Origin of the sequence: Nitrobacter hamburgensis X14, assembly GCF_000013885.1 — a bacterium.
Lineage (GTDB): Bacteria > Pseudomonadota > Alphaproteobacteria > Rhizobiales > Xanthobacteraceae > Nitrobacter > Nitrobacter hamburgensis.
Window position 1 is genome coordinate 2,138,065 of record NC_007964.1, and the last position, 18,189, is coordinate 2,156,253.

At 58.0% G+C, this 18,189-nt stretch carries 18 protein-coding genes and 1 pseudogene; 11 read left to right on the forward strand and 8 right to left on the reverse strand.

Annotated elements, in window-relative coordinates; all coding sequences use genetic code 11:
- The first annotated feature begins 1 nt into the window (after nt 1).
- The 3 genes from NHAM_RS09810 (at nt 2) to NHAM_RS09815 (ending at nt 2,007) form a co-directional block, all read left to right on the forward strand.
- Nucleotides 2–1,111, forward strand: coding sequence for an ABC-type transport auxiliary lipoprotein family protein (locus NHAM_RS09810; protein WP_011510411.1), 1,110 nt, complete (start codon nt 2–4; stop codon nt 1,109–1,111).
- A 162-nt stretch (nt 1,112–1,273) separates the two neighbouring features.
- Entirely contained in the window at nt 1,274–1,495 is a 222-nt protein-coding gene (locus NHAM_RS26605) for a hypothetical protein (RefSeq protein ID WP_157043580.1), read from the forward strand.
- A 44-nt stretch (nt 1,496–1,539) separates the two neighbouring features.
- Nucleotides 1,540–2,007: a hypothetical protein gene (locus NHAM_RS09815; protein ID WP_011510412.1), complete on the forward strand. Its 468-nt coding sequence runs from the start codon at nt 1,540–1,542 to the stop codon at nt 2,005–2,007.
- A 135-nt stretch (nt 2,008–2,142) separates the two neighbouring features.
- On the opposite strand, the gene NHAM_RS09820 is transcribed toward NHAM_RS09815, so the two are convergent.
- Nucleotides 2,143–2,469, reverse strand: coding sequence for a c-type cytochrome (locus tag NHAM_RS09820; RefSeq protein WP_011510413.1), 327 nt, complete (start codon nt 2,467–2,469; stop codon nt 2,143–2,145).
- A gap of 180 nt (nt 2,470–2,649) precedes the next feature.
- Between NHAM_RS09820 and NHAM_RS09825 the strand changes: the two genes are divergently transcribed.
- The 4 genes from NHAM_RS09825 to NHAM_RS28130 all read left to right on the forward strand — a co-directional run bounded on the left by NHAM_RS09825 (nt 2,650) and on the right by NHAM_RS28130 (nt 5,746).
- Nucleotides 2,650–3,483 (forward strand): universal stress protein, encoded by an 834-nt coding sequence (locus tag NHAM_RS09825; protein ID WP_011510414.1) that lies wholly within the window; start codon nt 2,650–2,652, stop codon nt 3,481–3,483.
- 154 nt (nt 3,484–3,637) lie between these two features.
- Nucleotides 3,638–4,609 carry an HAD-IC family P-type ATPase gene (locus NHAM_RS28125; protein WP_041357919.1) on the forward strand — a complete coding sequence of 324 codons (972 nt, stop codon included), beginning with the start codon at nt 3,638–3,640 and terminating at the stop codon, nt 4,607–4,609.
- The gene (locus NHAM_RS28850; protein WP_283805374.1) at nt 4,602–4,736 is read left to right on the forward strand and encodes a hypothetical protein; all 135 of its coding nucleotides are present in this window, start codon (nt 4,602–4,604) and stop codon (nt 4,734–4,736) included. Before NHAM_RS28125 ends, NHAM_RS28850 begins: the two co-directional genes overlap by 8 nt.
- Before the next feature lie 98 nt (nt 4,737–4,834).
- Entirely contained in the window at nt 4,835–5,746 is a 912-nt protein-coding gene (locus NHAM_RS28130; protein WP_049769321.1) for an HAD-IC family P-type ATPase, read from the forward strand.
- A 95-nt stretch (nt 5,747–5,841) separates the two neighbouring features.
- On the opposite strand, the gene NHAM_RS09840 is transcribed toward NHAM_RS28130, so the two are convergent.
- Nucleotides 5,842–6,879 carry a zinc-dependent alcohol dehydrogenase family protein gene (locus NHAM_RS09840; protein WP_041358912.1) on the reverse strand — a complete coding sequence of 346 codons (1,038 nt, stop codon included), beginning with the start codon at nt 6,877–6,879 and terminating at the stop codon, nt 5,842–5,844.
- A gap of 798 nt (nt 6,880–7,677) precedes the next feature.
- Between NHAM_RS09840 and NHAM_RS09845 the strand changes: the two genes are divergently transcribed.
- Together NHAM_RS09845 and NHAM_RS09850 are read left to right on the forward strand one after the other, a co-directional pair.
- Nucleotides 7,678–9,720: a protein-L-isoaspartate(D-aspartate) O-methyltransferase gene (locus tag NHAM_RS09845; RefSeq protein ID WP_011510416.1), complete on the forward strand. Its 2,043-nt coding sequence runs from the start codon at nt 7,678–7,680 to the stop codon at nt 9,718–9,720.
- A 59-nt stretch (nt 9,721–9,779) separates the two neighbouring features.
- Nucleotides 9,780–10,235, forward strand: a complete 456-nt coding sequence (locus tag NHAM_RS09850; RefSeq protein ID WP_011510417.1) for a host attachment protein — start codon at nt 9,780–9,782, stop codon at nt 10,233–10,235.
- Between the two features lie 382 nt (nt 10,236–10,617).
- Here NHAM_RS09850 and NHAM_RS26615 read toward each other — a convergent pair whose 3' ends face one another.
- The 4 genes and pseudogenes from NHAM_RS26615 to NHAM_RS09860 all read right to left on the reverse strand — a co-directional run bounded on the left by NHAM_RS26615 (nt 10,618) and on the right by NHAM_RS09860 (nt 12,209).
- Nucleotides 10,618–11,052, reverse strand: coding sequence for a cation transporting ATPase C-terminal domain-containing protein (locus tag NHAM_RS26615; RefSeq protein WP_245270043.1), 435 nt, complete (start codon nt 11,050–11,052; stop codon nt 10,618–10,620).
- A 71-nt stretch (nt 11,053–11,123) separates the two neighbouring features.
- Nucleotides 11,124–11,195, reverse strand: a pseudogene (locus NHAM_RS28855) (hypothetical protein); the annotation flags it as partial.
- Between the two features lie 26 nt (nt 11,196–11,221).
- On the reverse strand, nt 11,222–11,365 hold the full coding sequence (locus NHAM_RS26620) for a hypothetical protein (RefSeq protein ID WP_157043582.1): 144 nt from the start codon (nt 11,363–11,365) through the stop codon (nt 11,222–11,224).
- 157 nt (nt 11,366–11,522) lie between these two features.
- Nucleotides 11,523–12,209: a CBS domain-containing protein gene (locus tag NHAM_RS09860; protein ID WP_011510418.1), complete on the reverse strand. Its 687-nt coding sequence runs from the start codon at nt 12,207–12,209 to the stop codon at nt 11,523–11,525.
- A gap of 712 nt (nt 12,210–12,921) precedes the next feature.
- On the opposite strand from NHAM_RS09860, the gene NHAM_RS09865 reads away from it, so the two are divergent.
- Both NHAM_RS09865 and NHAM_RS09870 read left to right on the forward strand, forming a co-directional pair.
- Entirely contained in the window at nt 12,922–13,386 is a 465-nt protein-coding gene (locus tag NHAM_RS09865) for a hypothetical protein (protein ID WP_245270044.1), read from the forward strand.
- A 626-nt stretch (nt 13,387–14,012) separates the two neighbouring features.
- Nucleotides 14,013–14,831, forward strand: coding sequence for a universal stress protein (locus NHAM_RS09870; RefSeq protein ID WP_011510420.1), 819 nt, complete (start codon nt 14,013–14,015; stop codon nt 14,829–14,831).
- 768 nt (nt 14,832–15,599) lie between these two features.
- Here NHAM_RS09870 and NHAM_RS09875 read toward each other — a convergent pair.
- The gene (locus NHAM_RS09875) at nt 15,600–16,709 is read right to left on the reverse strand and encodes an acyltransferase family protein (protein ID WP_011510422.1); all 1,110 of its coding nucleotides are present in this window, start codon (nt 16,707–16,709) and stop codon (nt 15,600–15,602) included.
- A 93-nt stretch (nt 16,710–16,802) separates the two neighbouring features.
- The gene (chrA, locus tag NHAM_RS09880; RefSeq protein WP_011510423.1) at nt 16,803–18,095 is read right to left on the reverse strand and encodes a chromate efflux transporter; all 1,293 of its coding nucleotides are present in this window, start codon (nt 18,093–18,095) and stop codon (nt 16,803–16,805) included.
- Nucleotides 18,096–18,189 lie beyond the last annotated feature (94 nt).

The following is an 18,189-nucleotide window of genomic DNA, read 5'->3' on the forward strand; positions in this document are numbered from 1 at the left end:
GATGGAAACCCGTGCCCCCTTTGTCATCATCGGCGCGTTCGTGCTGGCGGCCATCGCCGCGGTTTTCGGCTTCGTCTATTGGCTCCATAATACCGGCGGCCTGGGGCCGCGAGCGACCTACCACGTGCAATTCGAGGGATCTGTGCCCGGCCTGCTGGTTGGTGCGGCCGTCCTCTTCAATGGCATTCGCGTTGGCGAGGTGACTGAGCTTAGCCTCGCGCCGGACAATCCGCACCGCGTCGACGCGGCGATTGCCGTAACATCGACGACGCCGGTGCGATCCGACACCAAAGTCGGCCTCGAATTTCAGGGCCTGACCGGCGTTCCGGTCGTTGCGCTGGAAGGCGGTCAGCTACTCGCAGCCTCCGGTCCGGTCTCGACATTAATCGCCGAAGCTGGTGCGGGCCAAAGTATGACTCAGGCTGCACGCGATGCGTTGCGGCATGTTGATGCGGTGCTGGCGGAAAATGCGGGGCCGATAAAAAGCACCATCGCAAATTTGCAGGTCTTTTCCGACGGACTGGCTCGGAACACCGACAAACTCGATGGCATTGTGGCCGGCCTTGAGCGCATGACAGGAGGAGGCGTTTCATCGGGACAGAAAGTCACTTACGATCTCCGTGCGGCGCATGGCTTTTCCAGCCCGCCCGAGCGGACCCTCAAGAGCAAACTCGTCATTCCGGAGCCGACTGCGGTAATCAAGCTCGACACGCAGCGTTTTCTGTTTTCGCCGGCCAAGGAGTATCCGGGTTTCGCCGAGGCGATATGGGCTGATAGCATTCCAAAGTTGCTGCAGGCAAAACTGCTTGAGAGCTTCGAAAATTACGACATCGCCCATGCGCCGCTACGCTCAATGGATGGAGTGCAGGGGGATTATCAACTCCTGATCGACATCCGGCGCTTTCAGATCGCGACCGATCCCGAACCGGCCGTCGATATCGGATTGTCGGCGCGAATCCTGAACAAGGATGGCAAGGTGGTTGCGGCGCGATTATTCCAGGACACCCAGAAGCTGGACAAAATCGAGCCAGCGGCGGCCAGCGCGGCGTTCAACGATGCATTTGGGCGGATAGCCAAGGACATGATCGCCTGGACCGTTAAGGCAATATAAAGCGCGCGTTCAATGGCCGGGATCAATGGCGGCGCGCGGATTGTATGGTTTGACGCGTGGGTTCGGCGCCGCGTTTCTTTGACCTAGATCAGCACCGTGGCGAACCAGCTCCGTAACCTGTGTAACCTGAAAGGGACACCAGGAAAATAAGGGAGTGCAACGATGGCATCGACCACAAAAGACGATAACGAGACTTGCAGGCGATGTGGTTCACGCTTGATTCATCTTGAGTGGGAGGAGCGTCTTGATCCGCACCAGATTCAGCAGCTTTGGAGGTGCCTCGAATGCAGGAATGAGTTCGTCACTCTCAACGCGTCTGAAGAAGAAAGCGCACCTCGCGACGAAATCATCGAGCCGTTCTTCACAAATCTCGTGGTCGAATAGGCGGCTTGGCCGGGCGGCAAGTCATTTGGCAGGAGGAGTGCGAGATGAAATCTCATATGCTGATTGTTGTCTCGTGCGCTGGAGCGATCTTGACATCGTTCGCCGCGGCGCAATCGCCGGGCGGATTGCCAAGCGCGAACTACATTCCACATCTTGGCGATATCATGGGAGCGACACAGCTTCGCCACTTCAAGCTGTCGTTTGCGGGCAAGTTGCGGAACTGGGAACTTGCTTCCTATGAACTCGATCAGATTAAAGACAGTTTGCAGGATGCGGTGACGCTCTATCCCGGGATTCCGGTTACGGACATGACAATTATGGCGGAACCGGTTCGGCTGCTTGGCGAAGCCATTCAGAAGAAAGATCCCAGGAAGTTCTCTGCCGCTTTCTCAGAATTGACAGCGGCATGCAACGGTTGTCATCAGGCGATCGGTCGCGGCTTCATCGTGATCCAGGTGCCGACGTCTTCTCCATTCAGCAACCAGATATTCGAGCCGGCCGCGAAACCGTAAGATCGCTGCGGCAGGCTTCCCTTCGCAAAATTTTAGGTCAGATTCTCTCGGTCAGTACGACCTCACGTCGTGGCCCAATGAGACTGAGCTATCGATGCGCAACCCGCCGCGCTCGTTACGCAACGGCAGCGCCAATCACTCCAGAGATTTCAGGAACATGATAAAATTGTTGATTTGATCGGGTTCGAATTGGAATTGTGGCATGCTGGGATGTCCAGTCATGAGTCCTTCAGCAAGGGCTTCTTCAAGCGTCTCGACGGGATAACGCTTGTGTAAGTTGCGAAATGGCGGCGCAATTCGAAGTGGGCTGGGACTCACCTTGTCGATTGCGTGACATCCTGCGCAATAAAGAAGCGCCAAGCGCCGACCTTGCTCGGTGTTGGCGGCTTCCATGCGTTGCGCTGATCCTAAGGCGAGGATCATGGACAGCGCTAGAAGCAACGATGAGTTAGCAACGCGCATTGCTCTTCCTGCAGAAAAAGTTGCATCGGCGAACAATATTTTTAACAGATCGCGGCCCGGCCTTGTTGACTTAGGTCAAGGCATCGACGCCAGGACGTTTGCGGCCTTGCCTTGAGGTACATCAATTCGACCTGATGTCATTGTCGTATGAATCTAGATCACACCGACTAGGAGAATTATATGATTAAAGACATCATTCTCCATCTAGAGCGCGATCCGTCCCGGGACATTGTTCGGGATTTTGCTGCTTCGACGGCCGAGATGTTTTCCGCTCATCTGACGGGAGTTTCCTTTGCCTTTGCGGCAGGCATTCCCAACTATATTGCTCCGAGTTTCCCTGCCGGTGTTCTCGCCGACCTGTTTGCCGAGAGTGAAACAGCGGCGCGCGGTGCAATTGACCGCTTTGAGGGGGCCATGAAGCGCGACAGTCTTGCGGCTGAACCGCGGCTGGTCTTGCAGACCGACTTCGGACCACCTAGGGCGTTTTCGGAGATGGCACGGTGTTTCGATCTCAGCATCATCATGCAATCGGACGATTATAATGGCATCAATAACAGCACTCTGATCGAAGCGACGCTGTTTGATTCCGGGCGGCCGCTCATTGTCGTCCCTTACATCCAGCAGGATGGGTTGAAGCTCGACCGTGTCGTGTGCTGTTGGGATGGAAGTCGCGCTGCAGTGCGTGCCATCAATGATGCGCTACCTTTGTTGAGGAAAGCCAAGGCCGTCGAGTTGTTTATCGTCGAGAACGAGAAGACCTCTAGTGAGAGCGTCATCAGCGGTATTGAAATCGGTAGGCATCTCGCCCGGCATGATATCAAGATAGAAGTGAGAAGGACGCCTGCCGCTGACATCGATGTAGCGAATACCATTCTATCGCACGTTGCTGACTGCTCGGCGAGCTTGCTTGTGATGGGCGGCTATGGACATTCTCGTCTGCGCGAATTCGTACTTGGCGGAGCAACGCTCGGAATGCTGTCGGCGATGACGGTTCCTGTTTTCATGTCGCACTAGGCAGAGCAGGTAGTTTTACACGCGTTCAATTGCGGAACTGTGTCCGGGTGCGCCGGATGTGAGGCTGGCGGTGATGTCCTGACGGGCGAAGCAGACCTGCAATCACGTTACGTTTGGGAATCGCTGGTCCGATCCGGCCCGTGGAGACAGCACGATGACGATTGCGCATGGGAGGTATTCTGAGGTCTCTAGCGATCATTATAACAGGCTTCTCGCACTCAACGAAACGTTCTGGAACGAAAGCAACGACGCCCTTCTGCGTGGTCTCGCGACCCAGAAGCAGGGACTGACCGACGCGGAAGCGGAACGGCGACTGGTTCGCTATGGTCCTAATCTCTCCGTGCTGAACATCCGGCGAAGTCTCGTCATCAAGTTTGGCAGGCGTATCGCGGAGCCACTGATTGCCATTCTTCTCATCGCCGCATTGATATCCGGCGTGGTGGGTGACTGGCAGAGTCTTATCGTTATTGTCTTGATTGTCCTGTTCTCCATCGCACTCGACGTTTTTCAGGAGCAAAAGGCGGAGAACACTGTTGAGGCGCTGAGACGCTCCGTTGCTATTACGGCGTCAGTCCTGCGTGACGGGCGGCCTGTTGAGCTTGCGGTACCGGAAATCGTCCCCGGAGATGTGGTCGAGCTTCGCGCAGGTGATTTGGTGCCGGCCGACGGCATTGTGCTGCGGAGCCGGGGGGCGCTGGCCAATGAAGCGATCCTTACCGGCGAGCCGTACCCGGCGGAGAAGCGCTGCGGTCCGTGCGATGCCAAGTCGCCGGTGGACGCCTTCAACGCGCTGTTCAGCGGCACGAGCCTTGTTGGCGGAGAAGCCGTAATGCTGGTCGTTGCCACAGGTGGTGCGACCCGCTTCGGCGCCATTGCAGCTTCGCTTCAGGACAAGGTCGCACCGACAGCGTTCGAACGCGGTGTGCATGCACTTGGCATGCTCATTCTGCGCTTGACCGGCTTTCTCGTGCTATTCGTATTACTGACTCAGCTGATTAAACACGCGCTTTCGCTAGAGAGTGTTCTGTTTGCGGTGGCGCTGGCGGTGGGCCTCACTCCCGAACTTCTGCCGATGGTTATGACGGTTTGCTCGCCTGAACAGCCGTTTCGCGAGCGGCATGCGTAGTAGTCTCGACGATGCAATCCTGTTTGAAATTCCGCCGCTTGCCGACGGGGTGACCTGTCTCGACGACCTGCCGTTCGATTTTGAACGGCGGCGATCGTCGGTTCTTGTGAAGCCGGGGTTTGTGTAAAAATTGTATCCGGAGACGCGGCGCCTGTCGTTTTACATCTCGTCAACACGCCCGCGCTTCTAGCACGCGGATTACTCTCGGGGGACGAGATGCCCTCAATGACCGATGCGGCGCTTACTGCGCGCGTGACTGAAACGGATATCTTCGTTCGCATTTCACCGGATCAAAAGATGCGGATCGTACGTGCGTTGCGCCGGAGCGGGTATACCGTCGGGTTTTTGGGCGACGGAATCAATGATGCGCCAGCTATCCATGTCGCTGATGTCGGCGTCTCCGTTGATGGCGGCACGGACGTGGCGCGTGCGGCAGCCGACATTATTCTTCTTGCTCCGGAGCTCGGCGTGCTGGCCGCCGGTGTTGCGGAAGGTCGGCGGACCTATGCCAACATTATGAAGTATGTGCGGATGGGTACCAGTTCGAATTTCGGTAACATGCTGTCGATGGCGCTGGCCTCGCTGGTGCTGCCGTTCCTGCCTCTGACGGCGCTGCAAATCCTTCTCAACAACCTCATCTACGATATTTCTGAGATCGGGATTCCATTCGATCCGGCTGACGAAAACGAGCTTGTCAGGCCGCAAGCCTGGGACATGAAATCCGTATTGCGCTTTACCTTGGTCATGGGTCCCTTGTCTTCGCTGTTCGATGCAGCGACATTTTCGCTACTCCGTCTTGGCTTTGGCGCGGATGAGGCTGTGTTTCGGACCGCCTGGTTCGTCGAATCCATCGCGACGCAGATTCTCATCATTTTTGTAATTCGCACCGCCAAGCCTTTATGGGCAAGCCGCCCCCATCCTGCGCTTGTGGTGACTTCGCTTGGGGCGCTCGGAGGTGCGCTCATTCTGGCGTTAACGCCGCTTGGCGGCTTTGTCGGGTTTGTAGCACTGCCTTCGGTCCTATTAGCTGCGATCGCCGGCGTGAGCGGGGTTTATCTCGTGACGGCTGAGCTTCTGAAGCGGGTCGTTATGCCGCCGTATCGAGACGTTTCATTCCACAAAATGCCTGCTTCTTAGGAGCGGCCTCCCTCGGAGGCGTCCTATCCAGAGCTGGCTAGATGCTGTATGTGCATCCACCAAAGATTGATTGGAACAGGACGGGTCCTCTAGCCTCAGGCAGTGATGATTACTTTCAGTGCGCCCGTATCAGCTGCGCGGCTGAATGTATCATACGCCTTAAGAATTTGATCGAGCGGGAATCGATGCGTAATCAATTGGGCAGGATTGATTTTATTTGATTGCACCGTCTTGAGAAGCATGGGTGTTGTGACCGTGTCAACCAGCCGGGTCGTAATTGAGATATTGTGCGACCATAGTCTCTCCAGGTGCAGATCGACCTTGCTGCCGTGTACGCCAATGTTGGCGATGATGCCGCCGGGAGCGACTATATCCTGGCAAAGCACGAAGGTTGCGGGAACGCCGACCGCCTCGATCGCCGTATCGACACCTTTGCCACCGGTCAGTGCTTTCACCTTGTCAGCAGCCTTCCCGCTCGCGCTATTGATCGTATGTGTAGCGCCAAATATCTTGGCGATCTTGAGACGTTTGTCATCGAGATCGATCATGATCAGTTCGGCGGGGGAGTAAAATTGCGCTGTCAGCAACGCCGCAAGACCGATCGGCCCGGAGCCGACGATCGCGACGGTTGACCCCGGTGCCACCTTGCCATTCAGAACGCCGCATTCGAAACCGGTCGGTAAAATATCGCTCAACATGACGAGCGCCTCTTCGTCGGCGTCAGCCGGAATACGGTAAAGGCTAGTATCTGCATGTGGGGTCCGGACATATTCAGCTTGTGTCCCATCGATCTCGTTGCCAAGGATCCAGCCGCCGGTCGTACAGTGGGAATAGAGACCCCGACGGCAGTATTCGCATTTACCGCAAGAGGAAATGCAGGAAATGAGGACACGGTCGCCTAGTTTGAAGGTCGTGACACCGGCGCCAACTGAATCAATGATGCCGACACCTTCGTGCCCGAGAATCCGACCGGGTGTACAAGTCGGCACGTCACCTTTCAGAATATGCAGGTCCGTGCCGCAGATGGTCGTTTTCACCATCTTGACGATAGCATCTCCTGCGGACCGTATTTCCGGCTTGGGACGATCATCGAGCTCTTTGTGGCCGGGTCCATGGTAGACAAGCGCTTTCATGGGATGTTCCGATCCAAAGGGTTGCTTGGTGTCAATGAAAGCAGCTCCGCCGCGCCGCACCTTGATTTCGATCAAGGCCGACCTTTCGGCTTGGCAAGATGTCAGTTGTGCCGCAATGGGGCATCACCTGATATCGTGGTGCGACGGCGAACGCGGCTTTCTTATCCGGCTGCATTCGATGCTTAGAATCGACCGATGCAAGTTCACGGCGCTGTTGTCTGACGCGACCTCTGATATCAGAATACGGCGGTCAGCCGGATTTAGTGGACGGCCGCGCTCATCGTCTGTTCAAAGGTGAACTGTAGCCTTTAGTGGCGTCGTTTCGCGATGCTGGTATTGACCGGAATCAATCGGGCCGCGGCCCCTCGTCGATTGCCAGGTAGGGAGCCACCAGCCGGCTTGATTCTGGGAGTCGAACCGATCTTGAACGCCACGGCTATTGATTGGCGGCGCTCGAGCTTGGATCGCTCGCATCTGCAAGCCCGCGCAATGCGGCTACCTCGCAGGATTCCGTTGTGAATTCCGGGGCAGCCGCTGGCCGATGGTGGCCCGGCCCTTGATACCGATCAAACTATTTGGGCGATTTTTATGATGCAGATACTTTAGCTGGTTTCAAATCGAAACCGGTGCTGCCTCGGTCATGTTGGCAGGCGGCGTTGTTCCGGCATCTCCGCTTGCGTATCGGCAACGTCAGTGATCTTGACGGATACAACGCCGGCCCGCCGGTGTGCTTATCTTGTTTGACTGGCGGTGGTCGGGTCATTGTTGATAGTCGCGCGAGTTACGAGGAGCCGTCTCATGAGAAATCCGGCCTCCAAAGAAGTTCCTTCCAATGAAGGGATTTCGTTTTCGTCTCTTCGAAGGCAGATGGTTGAAAACCATATAGCTGCGCGTGGCGTCCGCGACGAGCTGGTGCTCGATGCCATGCGTCGGGTGCGGCGCGAATTGTTTGTGCCGGAGAGGCTTCGTGAATTCGCCTATGAGGACGCGCCGCTTCCGATTGCCGGAGAGCAAACGATTTCTCAACCCTACATCGTTGCCTTCATGGTTGAAGCCTTGTTGCTGACGGGCAACGAAAGGGTACTCGAAATCGGCGCCGGATCCGGTTACGCCGCCGCGATATTGTCGGAGATAGCGGCCGACGTCTACACCGTGGAACAGCTCGGCCCGCTTGCCGAGAAGGCAGCGGGCTTACTCGCTGAACTCGGCTATGACAATGTTCACGTTCTGCATGGCGACGGCACAAAAGGATGGCCTGAGCACGCGCCCTATGATGCGATCGTCGTGGCTGCGGGCGGGCCGCAGGTTCCGGAAGCCCTCAAGCAACAGTTGAAAATTGGCGGCCGGCTGGTGATTCCGGTTGGCGCAGACCCTCGTAGTCAGGAATTGGTACGGGTCACCCGGATTTCGGCGGACGAGTACCGTAGTGAAGACATTGCCGATGTTCGCTTCGTTCCGTTGATCGGAGAGGGGGGATGGGCAACGGCCAGAGGAAGCGGCCGTAGGAAAGCGCGCGGCGAACTGCATTCAATCTATTCGCACGAGGAGACCCTGGTTCGTAATCTGGCGGACGCTGCAGAATCGTTTTCATCGATCGAGGCAGCCGATCTCAAGCCGCTGATGGATCGGATCGGGTCGGCGCGCATCGTCCTGTTGGGCGAAGCAACCCACGGCACCTCGGAATTCTATCGGATGCGCGAGCGCATTACCCGCGATCTTATCATCAAGAAGGAATTTCGCTTTGTTGCCATCGAGGCCGATTGGCCGGATGCCGCGCGCGTCGATCACTACGTGCGGCACTTTCAATATCCACCGTCTGAATGGACTGCGTTTGCCCGGTTTCCGACCTGGATGTGGCGAAATACCGAGGTGCACGACTTCGTAAGCTGGCTACGCAAGCATAACGGCACAGTCGAACGCAACGAGCGTATCGCGTTTCATGGTCTCGATCTCTACAGCCTCTACGATTCGATCCGATCGGTCTTGAACTATCTCGATGAAGTTGATCCGGACTCTGCGCGGGTCGCTCGTGAACGCTATGGTTGCCTCACGCCATGGCAGCGCGATCCGGCGACGTACGGCCATGCGGCGTTGACCAGCTCCTATCCGACGTGCGAGTCGCACGTAGTACGTGCGCTTACCGACCTTCTTGCGAAACGTCAGGCCTATGCCGAGCACGACGGTGAACGGTTTCTCGACGCAGAACAGAACGCGCGCCTCATCACCAACGCGGAACGCTACTATCGCATCATGTATTACGGCTCGCGCGCGTCCTGGAATTTGCGCGACAGCCACATGTTCGCAACACTGAAAAATTTGCTCGCGTTTCACGGTCCGGGCAGCAAGGCCATCGTATGGGCGCACAACTCCCATGTTGGCAACGCCGAAGCGACCGAAATGGCCGCGCGGGGCGAGCACAATCTGGGTCAACTCTGCCGCAAAGCATTTGGCGCGCAGGCTTATCTGGTCGGATTTGGAACTCATAGCGGGACGGTTGCTGCGGCATCGAAATGGGATGGGCCGATGGAGATCAAAACCGTGCGGCTGGCGCTTCCGAAGAGTTACGAACAGTTGTGTCACGCGACCGGGCTGGCGCGTTTCATGCTGGGTCTGCGCGGCCGCGATGATCTTTGCGGGCCAGCCGGTCTTGGCAAGGAACGTCTCGAACGGGCGATCGGCGTCATCTACCGGCCAGAAACCGAACGTGCAAGCCACTATTTTCAAGCCAGTCTGCCGCGGCAGTTCGATGAGTATATCTGGTTCGACAACACTCGCGCAGTGGCTCCGCTGGAGACGGCGATGATCAAGGGCCTTCCGGATACATATCCGTTTGGCGTGTGACGCCGCGGTGTATGCGAGCACGTTGGAGAGAACCAAGTTGTCCTGAGGAGCAGATCAGCATGTTTAGAATTCCACGTGATGCGTTGGTATTTGTCGGCGACGGTCGAAAGGCGTTGTTTCTGCGAAATGTCGGCGATGCTTTATCCGTCAATCTCAAAACAGAGAAAGTCTTTGAAGACACAAATCCGATGACTCGCGAGCAAGGGAGCGATCGACCGGGACGGGTCATCGAATCCTCACCGCCCAATCGCAAGAGCGCTGTCGAGCAGACTGATTGGCATGATATCGAGGAGCATCAGTTCGCGCGAACGGTCGCGGCGGCTATGGAGCAGATGATCCGAACGAGCAAGGCGACGACTCTCATCGTGGTTGCACCGCCAAAAACGTTGGGCGACTTGCGGACCGCCTTCCATCCTGAGGTGAAGGCTTGCATTGTCGCCGAGATAAACAAGGACCTGACCAAGCATTCGGTCGGTGAAATTGAAAAGCATCTTATGAGTGATGGTTCGACCTGATCACGGCCATAGCCGGCTCAACGAATGGATGTTCGGCGAAATGACCCGCGATCGTCTCACCACGAGTCAGATCTGCTGCCTGATGTCTCATTAAGGTGACGAGTTGAGCGCGTACAATTCATTTGGACAGAAAGTCTCTAGATCGGTATCGTCTCCGCGGAAGAGGCGTCCTCAGCCGCGAGAACGAACAGACGAAGCTCCGAGTCTGAGCGAAAAGGAGCAGGTCGACGTCGAACGCGAGATTCCGATAGAGGGCAATGAGTCGGTCGAGCGCGGCGAGCCCAGCGATCGGCCGGACTGGCCGTTGTTCGAAGGCTGATGGTCCGGTTCGTCTATCGTCAACAACCTGCAAGTCGCGAATCCCGCAAGACCTCCGATACGATCAAAGCAGCGCGACCGCCACGGTGCGCGCTTCGGTGACTTCGTATCCGAAGTGAAACAGGCCGTAGTAGATCGAAAAGGCCGTGGTCAGAATCATTATTCCCTGGGCGAGACTGAGCAACAATTCCCGACGCCCGAACAGGGTGATATCGTTTCGCGGCGGCTGTCGCATGATTTCCGCCGTCGGGGGCTCGGTTTCGAACACGAGCGAGCACTGGCAAGTTCGAGCAGAACGACGTGCATAGGAAAGAAAAGCGGAGGCAGCGCAAACAGCACCGGCAGTAATGCCAGCCCGGCGATGGGAATGTGGGTTGCCGTGATGTAGATAAACGCCTTGCGCAGATTTGCAGAAATCGGGCGGCCGAGCTTTGATGCCACCAATGATGGACGGAAAGCGGTCGGCCAGCCGGACGATGTCGGACGCTTCCCGAGCCACATCCGTCCCCCCCGCTTGCCCATCGCCAAGCCGACTTGCGCTGCCTTGAGGGCAGGGGCGTCGTTGATCCCGTCGCCGGTCATGGCGACAATCATGCAGCTTACCTTCAGCGCCTCCACCAGCGCCAGCTTCCGTTCCGGCATGACCCGCGCAAAGACGCGGACGGTCTTCAGGCGCTCGCGAAGTGTGCCGCGGCGTCCATTTCCGCAATCTCGCGTCCGGTGAGAATGCCCGCCTCCGCCGAAATGCCTGCCTCGTACGCAATTTCCAGCGCCCTGGCCGGATACTCGCCGGTGATCATGGCGACCGGCATGATCAACACGCCGCCGCTGTCCAGGTTATGAAAGCTACGAGCGATAGTTGGGACTTTGGTCCCTTCTCACGTCGGCAAGAGAGAATTCCTCGATTTGACGTATCCATGTCGCGGTCAGTTTAGGCCGTCCCATTCATCATTCGACGAAGTCAGGCGGTCAGTAAATAAACACCGGCTCCTGAATGAGGTGGTCGTTGACAGCGTCCACTCCAGGCACGTTTACCGCCACGGTGTAGATCGCCTTTCTGACCTGCTCGGACTCGGCCATACCCCACAAATCGACAATCCCGTGGGTGACGGTGACATTGAGTTTGTGGGTGTGCGCCCACGGTTGTTTCTTGAGTTCTTCCATCAACTTCTGACGGATCGCAGCGTCCGACAGCATGATCTCGAAGTGTGGCCGGGCACTCGCCACGGCCTGGATGATATTTGCGCGACTGACAATGCCGATCAGGTCGCCCGCTTGGTTGACAATGGGCACTCGCTTGATGCCGTTCGTTTCGAACAGCTCGGCAATGTCAATCAGAGGCGTTTCGGGATCGGCTGTCTTGACCTCTCGTGTCATGATGTCCGTGATCTTTCTGGCATGAGACTTGACATAGCCCTCTGCCATCGTCCGATCTCCGGATAGCATATGCAGCCACCAGGAGTAGGGGCGTTCAGTCCCCACCTCGATGCGATGTATTAGGTCAGCTTCGGTGACGATTCCGACGAGCTTTCCTGCTTTGTCGACGATGGGTACGGCGCTGATGCGTCTGGCAATCATTGTCTTCGCCACGTCTTGCACGGTTGCATCCTCTCCGGCCGCGATAACCGGCGACACCATTACGTCACGCGCTTTCATAGGAACCTCCAACAGAATTCCGAGTGATCCGTCTTGGAAGACGCTTTTCGATGGGACAACAGTGTCGGTACCGTCATCATTTTCAGCATCTCGCGCGTAACGCCACCGAGAAGTCAGCAGGTCGAGATTTCATGGTCAGAGCTTACTTGAATCCACGAGTCCCTCTCCAAGAAAAGTTAGACATAAATGAATTATCGTATCTAACGCGGAAGTGATTGAGGCAAATCAACCCAGAAAGCCTCTCGATGTTCCAAGCGAACACGTCGGGACGTAGCACGCCACAAAATTGCGGAGCCGAAAAAGTCGATACTCGGTGAGAGCCGGCACACCTATCGCTTGACACAAATCAAGGCACTGGAGTTGAGGGCATCGGCGACGACTGTGCCGGTCCGTCGAAGGCGAGCATGCGTTTGGTCCACGCTTCACAGGCGAGCTTGGCGGCCTCCCTCAGCCGCCCGGTCGCCCGCGATGCGGACAGGTGGCCTAGCCTGTCGCTAGATTTGGTGCCTATGGCAGACAGAGAATGCGCTTGGTGAGGCGGAGTTCACAAGCCGCTAGGGTATTTGACGGCTGGTGCCGGCCCGTGCACCATGGAAGCCGCTCGTGCGTCAATCCGGCTAACCGATGGTAGACACCGCATGGATGGCGGTTACTTCACCGGCAACAATTGCTACCCACGGGCAACAAGGAGAATGATCCTATGACTGCACGTATGCTGTCCATCGCGGCCATCGCCCTTTGGCTTGTTACTATTGCCGTGGCCGTATTCTTCTTCATTCGCGGTCACACGCGGGTGGCGCCCGACGGGCGCACGGCTGTTCTGCTGGCATCGGATGAACGCGATCTCGTGCTCACCGAAATGCGCGGCATGCTTGAGACCGTGCAGGTTGTCGTCGATGGGGTGAAGACAGGCGACATGAAGCAGGTTGCGCAGGCGGCGCGCGCGAGCGGCGCGGCAGCGGCCGCCGATGTCAATCCGGCACTGATGGCCAAGTTGCCACTCGAGTTCAAACAGCTCGGGCTCAGCGTCCATAAGCGCTTTGATGAAATTGCTACTGCGGCCGGTTCGGGCGCGAGCAGCGAACAACTGCTCGCGAGTCTCAGCACGCAGCTATCGGCCTGCGTCGCCTGCCACGGCAGCTATCGCCTCGATGCGGTGACGCCGGCGACGAAGTGAGTGAGGACGAAGTGACCTGCTTGATGGTTTTGCTGCACTGAAAGCGGCGAGGATGACGACTCGCCGTGTATCCCGCAGAGCGCGAGGAGGGTTTTGTTGCCGAGGCGACCAAATCGCCAACCTCAGGTCGTTCAGGAGGCCGTTGGTGTGTTTCTTTGGCGGCGGGCTACAGAACCGGCTGCGCTGCCGTCAACGCGCCTGGTTCTCTGAGCCCGCTAAAGCCGTAGCGGCGAGGGGCCGCCGAGGCCCCGATGGCATTTTTATATTAGAGCGACGACCCAATAAATGCCGATTGCCATCTTGTCGGGATTAAAGCCGTTTGCAGGCACTTTGCCTATCAAGTTCGGACCAACTCCATCAGCACCAGAGAGTTCACGCCAGCGCCATTAATTAGATTTCATCGACTGCTCAGGACGTGTGGCTGCTCGTTTCCAGGGGCCGCGCAATGGGACGCGATGCCACAGCCGCATCGCGGCGCGATCTTCGCGATCGCTTGAACTTTGATCATGTGGTGCGAGTCTCCCGGGGCCACAAACGCTGCGTCACAAGAATTTGATCTGGCTCAAGGAGCCTGCGCCAAGACGTGGATTCAGTGAAAGAAGTGAGCCCCATAAGAGGAGAATGGTATGTCCTATGCAACGCTGATGGTTTGGGTCAGTGTCGACGACGTCTCGAAACAGTTCGTTAGAGTCGCAGTGGGTGTGGCAGACAAATTCGGAGCCAAGCTCCTTGGATTGTCGACCGTTGCGATTATGCCGCCGGTTGTCGCCGGGGGTGTTATGATCGTCGACAACGCGACGGAATTCGATATCGCAAAGATGAAAGCCAGTCTTGCGGAGGCTGGAAACAAGGTTCAAGCAGCTGCCGGAGTTAGCCGTCGGGTCGAATGGCGATCAGCCATCGAGTTTCCCACGCTGGCGTTGATCGGCGAAGCGCGATGTGCTGATTTGATCCTCGTCGAAAGAGATAGATCGGGCGATATCTACCGGACCGTCGATCTTGGTGCGGCCATTTTGGGAGCTGGCCGTCCATTCCTGGTGGTACCTGCGGCAGTGAAATCCCTGGCCGCTGACCACATCGTGATCGGATGGAAGGACACGCGGGAGGCGCGGCGAGCGGTTCAGGATGCATTGCCGTTTCTTCACGAAGCAAAACGCGTGACCATCCTGGAGATATGTGAGAAGGATCAGATGGACACCGCGCGCCATCATGTTGACGACGTCGTCCGCTACCTCGAGCAGCACAGGATCAAGGCCGAACGTCGGGTTGAAATACAAGCCCGCGGGTCTGGTGCGGATCAGATCATCGGATTGGCAGAGGACGAAGGAGCTGATCTCCTGGTCACCGGAGCCTACGGCCATAGCCGACTCAATGAATGGATCTTTGGTGGGATGACCCGCGATCTACTAACGTCGAGCCCGATCTGCTGCCTGATGTCTCAGTGAAGCGAAGCCCCGAATTTGCAACGCCGAACCAACTGCCGGCGCCGAGACCGCGAGGATGGTCAAAGCGAGTACAGGAAGTGACGGTGACGTGACGTGAAACACAGCGCTGACCTCGTCGAATGGGCTATAACAGTGACCATGAGATGAAATGCCTCAAACCGCATAGCGCCGGGTATCGAAGAAGAATGTTTCCGATCTCGGCGGGATCAGCAAACGCGAGGGTCAGGCTGCCGAGGATTACAGCAGCAAAATCTGCGGCGTCGGGTCGATGGCGAGTGCAAGCAAAATGGGGTGCATGGGAAAGAAGAGCGGGGGCATCCTGAACAAAACCGGCAGTAACGCCAATCGAACTACATCCGTACCCCGCTTGCCCCATCGCCGAGGGCGACCTGCGTCCCCTTAGAGCGGGAGCATTGTTGAGCTCGTCGCCAGTCATAGCGAACGATCATGCACCAGCTTCTGTTTCGGCATCACGTGGGCCAAGGCTCGCACGGTTTCAGGCGCGCGCGGAGCACTGCGGAATCCTTTTCCGCGATCTCTCTTCCGGTGAGGGCGACTGCTTTCCACCGAAATGCCAGCCTCGCGAGAAATTTCCAGCGTCGTCGGCGGGTAGTCAGCGGTGATCATGGCGACCGAGATTCGCCTGACCGCCTCCGGAACTCCGCACCACAACAAGCCGTTGCAGACAGCCGGAGGACGGTGACGTCCGCTATGCACTGATAGCGACCATGGTTTGCAGCGCTGACGCGGAGGGCCAAGAAGCAAGACTCAGACGGAGCGAACTTCGCCTGTTGAGCCCCTAGGACCGGTCAACCACCCGAACCTGTTTGCATGACCCAAGAGGACAATTTTGGTCCGATGGTGTGCCGGTCGATCGAAGAAGCGCCAGACGACGTAAGCGAGTGTGAATGCGCCGGCGATGATGGTGCCGACGAAAAGTGCGACATTCCGCTGTGGGGCGAGCGTGTTGAAAATGACGTACCCGAATTGCATGTGCAGCAGATAGAGCGGATAGGTGATGCCTCCTGCGGCCAGCACTAACTTGGCCGGTAGTGGTACGCGCTTGACCCGTGTGGCGAGGAGCACGATTCCAAGCGACACGACGCATATTGCGGCAACCACTTTGGGATCGAAGGATCCATTGGTGTGTACGCCAAGACGTTCGAGCTTGTGGACAGCCTGAAAAATGGCCGTTCCGAGCGCCAGCGCCGACAGCGCCCACCAGCGCGCGTCACGACGGCCGCGATAGTGCTGGTAGATAAGGAGACCGACCGCGAAGAATCCACTGTCGTCGGCCATGAACATCTTCTCGAAGATCGGCGCGTCGATCGTTAGTTCGTTGGCGAAGGTGATCGCGAGCCAAACGATAATGATCGCGTCGATCCGGCGTGGAAACAGTCCAAGTGCCATAAAGACGGCGACCCAGGTGTAGAACACCACTTCGATCACCAGCGACCAGTAAGACGTGTCGATATAGGGCTGGCCGAGCAACGGCGCCGCGATGAACAGGTTGGCGAACCACTGCCGCGCTGTCACCTCGAAATGGTCGGCGCCAAACAGGAGGACCGCCGCGAACGTCAGCGTCATGCAGAGGACGAACGTCGGATAGATGCGGCTGAAGCGGGCGATGGCAAAACCGAGGGCGGTGCGCCCTTCCGCCGAGTAGGCGATGACGAAGCCGCTGATCGCGAAGAAGACCGGGACACCGAGAAATCCGTATTGCGCCACCGGCGCCAGCGCCGGCATGGCCACCTGAGGTGCGCCGTGCGAAGCCGGCCCCCAGAAGCCATAGTGATACAGGATCACGGCCGCCACGGCGGCGAGCCGCAGCAGGTCGAGCGCGGGCACCCGCGAAGCATCCGTCCGGTTCTGGTCCACGCGCGATCTCCAGATCGGGAACTTTCGGCAATTTCATTGAAGATCGGCTTAACGGGGCCGAGTAACTCGGGCTTAATTCGGCTATTCCGGACGTCAGAGGAACGCTGCTGCCGCGCCAGCGGCGGCGCTGAAAGCCACGACGACGAGCGGTGGCACCCGCCAGACGGTCAGCGGAACGAAACCAACCAGCGCGATGCCGAAGTCGGCCGGTGCGTGGATCGTCGTGGTCCACACCGGATTGTAGAGGGCCGCGCCCAGCACGCCGACCACCGCGGCGTTGACGCCTCGCATCATGGCCTGGGCGCCGACGCGCTTACGGAACGAGTCCCAGAACGGCAACGCGCCAAGGAGGATTAGCATTCCCGGCAGGAAGATACCGATGAGGCCGAGTGATGCACCGGCAAGTCCGTGCGGCTCCGGAGAGACCACCGCGCCGAGATAGGCAGCAAAGGTGAATAGCGGGCCCGGCACCGCCTGGGCGGCGCCATAGCCAGCAAGAAAGGCGTCGTCGGTCAACCAGCCCGGCGCGACGAACGCTTCACGCAGAAAGGGGAGCACGACGTGGCCGCCGCCGAAGACGAGTGCGCCGGAACGGTAGGAGGCATCAAACAAGGCAACGCTGCTGGATACCGTCAGGCTACGCAGTGCGGGAAGCACCGCCAGCAGGAGGAAGAACATGGCGAGGGCCACCAGTCCCACACTGCGCGACACCGGGCTATCGACCTGTCCCGAAGGAGTCTGTGCTTCGTTGCGACACAGCCAGAGACCGGCGAGCCCGCCGAGCACGATCGCTCCAATCTGGGCGACTGACGTTGCAAAGGACAGGATGATAAGTGTTACCATCACGGCGATCGACGCGCGCTCAAGGTCGGGACAGAGGTTGCGCGCCATGTCCCAAACCGCTTGCGCGACGATAGCGACCGCCGTCAGCCTCAGCCCATGCAGCAGCCCGGCGCCCACCGATCCGCTCAGGGCGCGGGCGGAATATGCGAAGACGACGAGGATAGCGGCCGATGGCAGGGTGAAGCCGCTCCAGGCGGCAAGTGCGCCGAGATAGCCTGCCCGCATCAGCCCGATCGAGAAACCGACCTGGCTGCTGGAGGGGCCCGGCAGGAGCTGGCAAAGCCCGACGAGATCGGCGAAGGCATGTTCGTCTATCCACTTCCGGCGCACAACGAACTCATCGCGGAAGTAACCAATGTGGGCGATCGGGCCGCCGAAGCAGGACAGTCCGAGCTTAAGAAAAATCCGGAGTACCTCCAGAGGTGAACCGAGCCTCGCCGCGCGTCCAGTACCTGTTTCGTTCGAGGAGTTGAGGTTGCTCACAAACGTCCACTCTCCAATTAGAATTCGATGGCGGCAATTTTCTGGGTCGGCCAGCACCATGCTGTCCTCGCTGTTTCAAACTCAATGACGCTTGTTGCTGAGTGGCGTCCCGTGGCAGTTGCTTAACGTGTAACTTGTGTCGGGACGGAGCCAT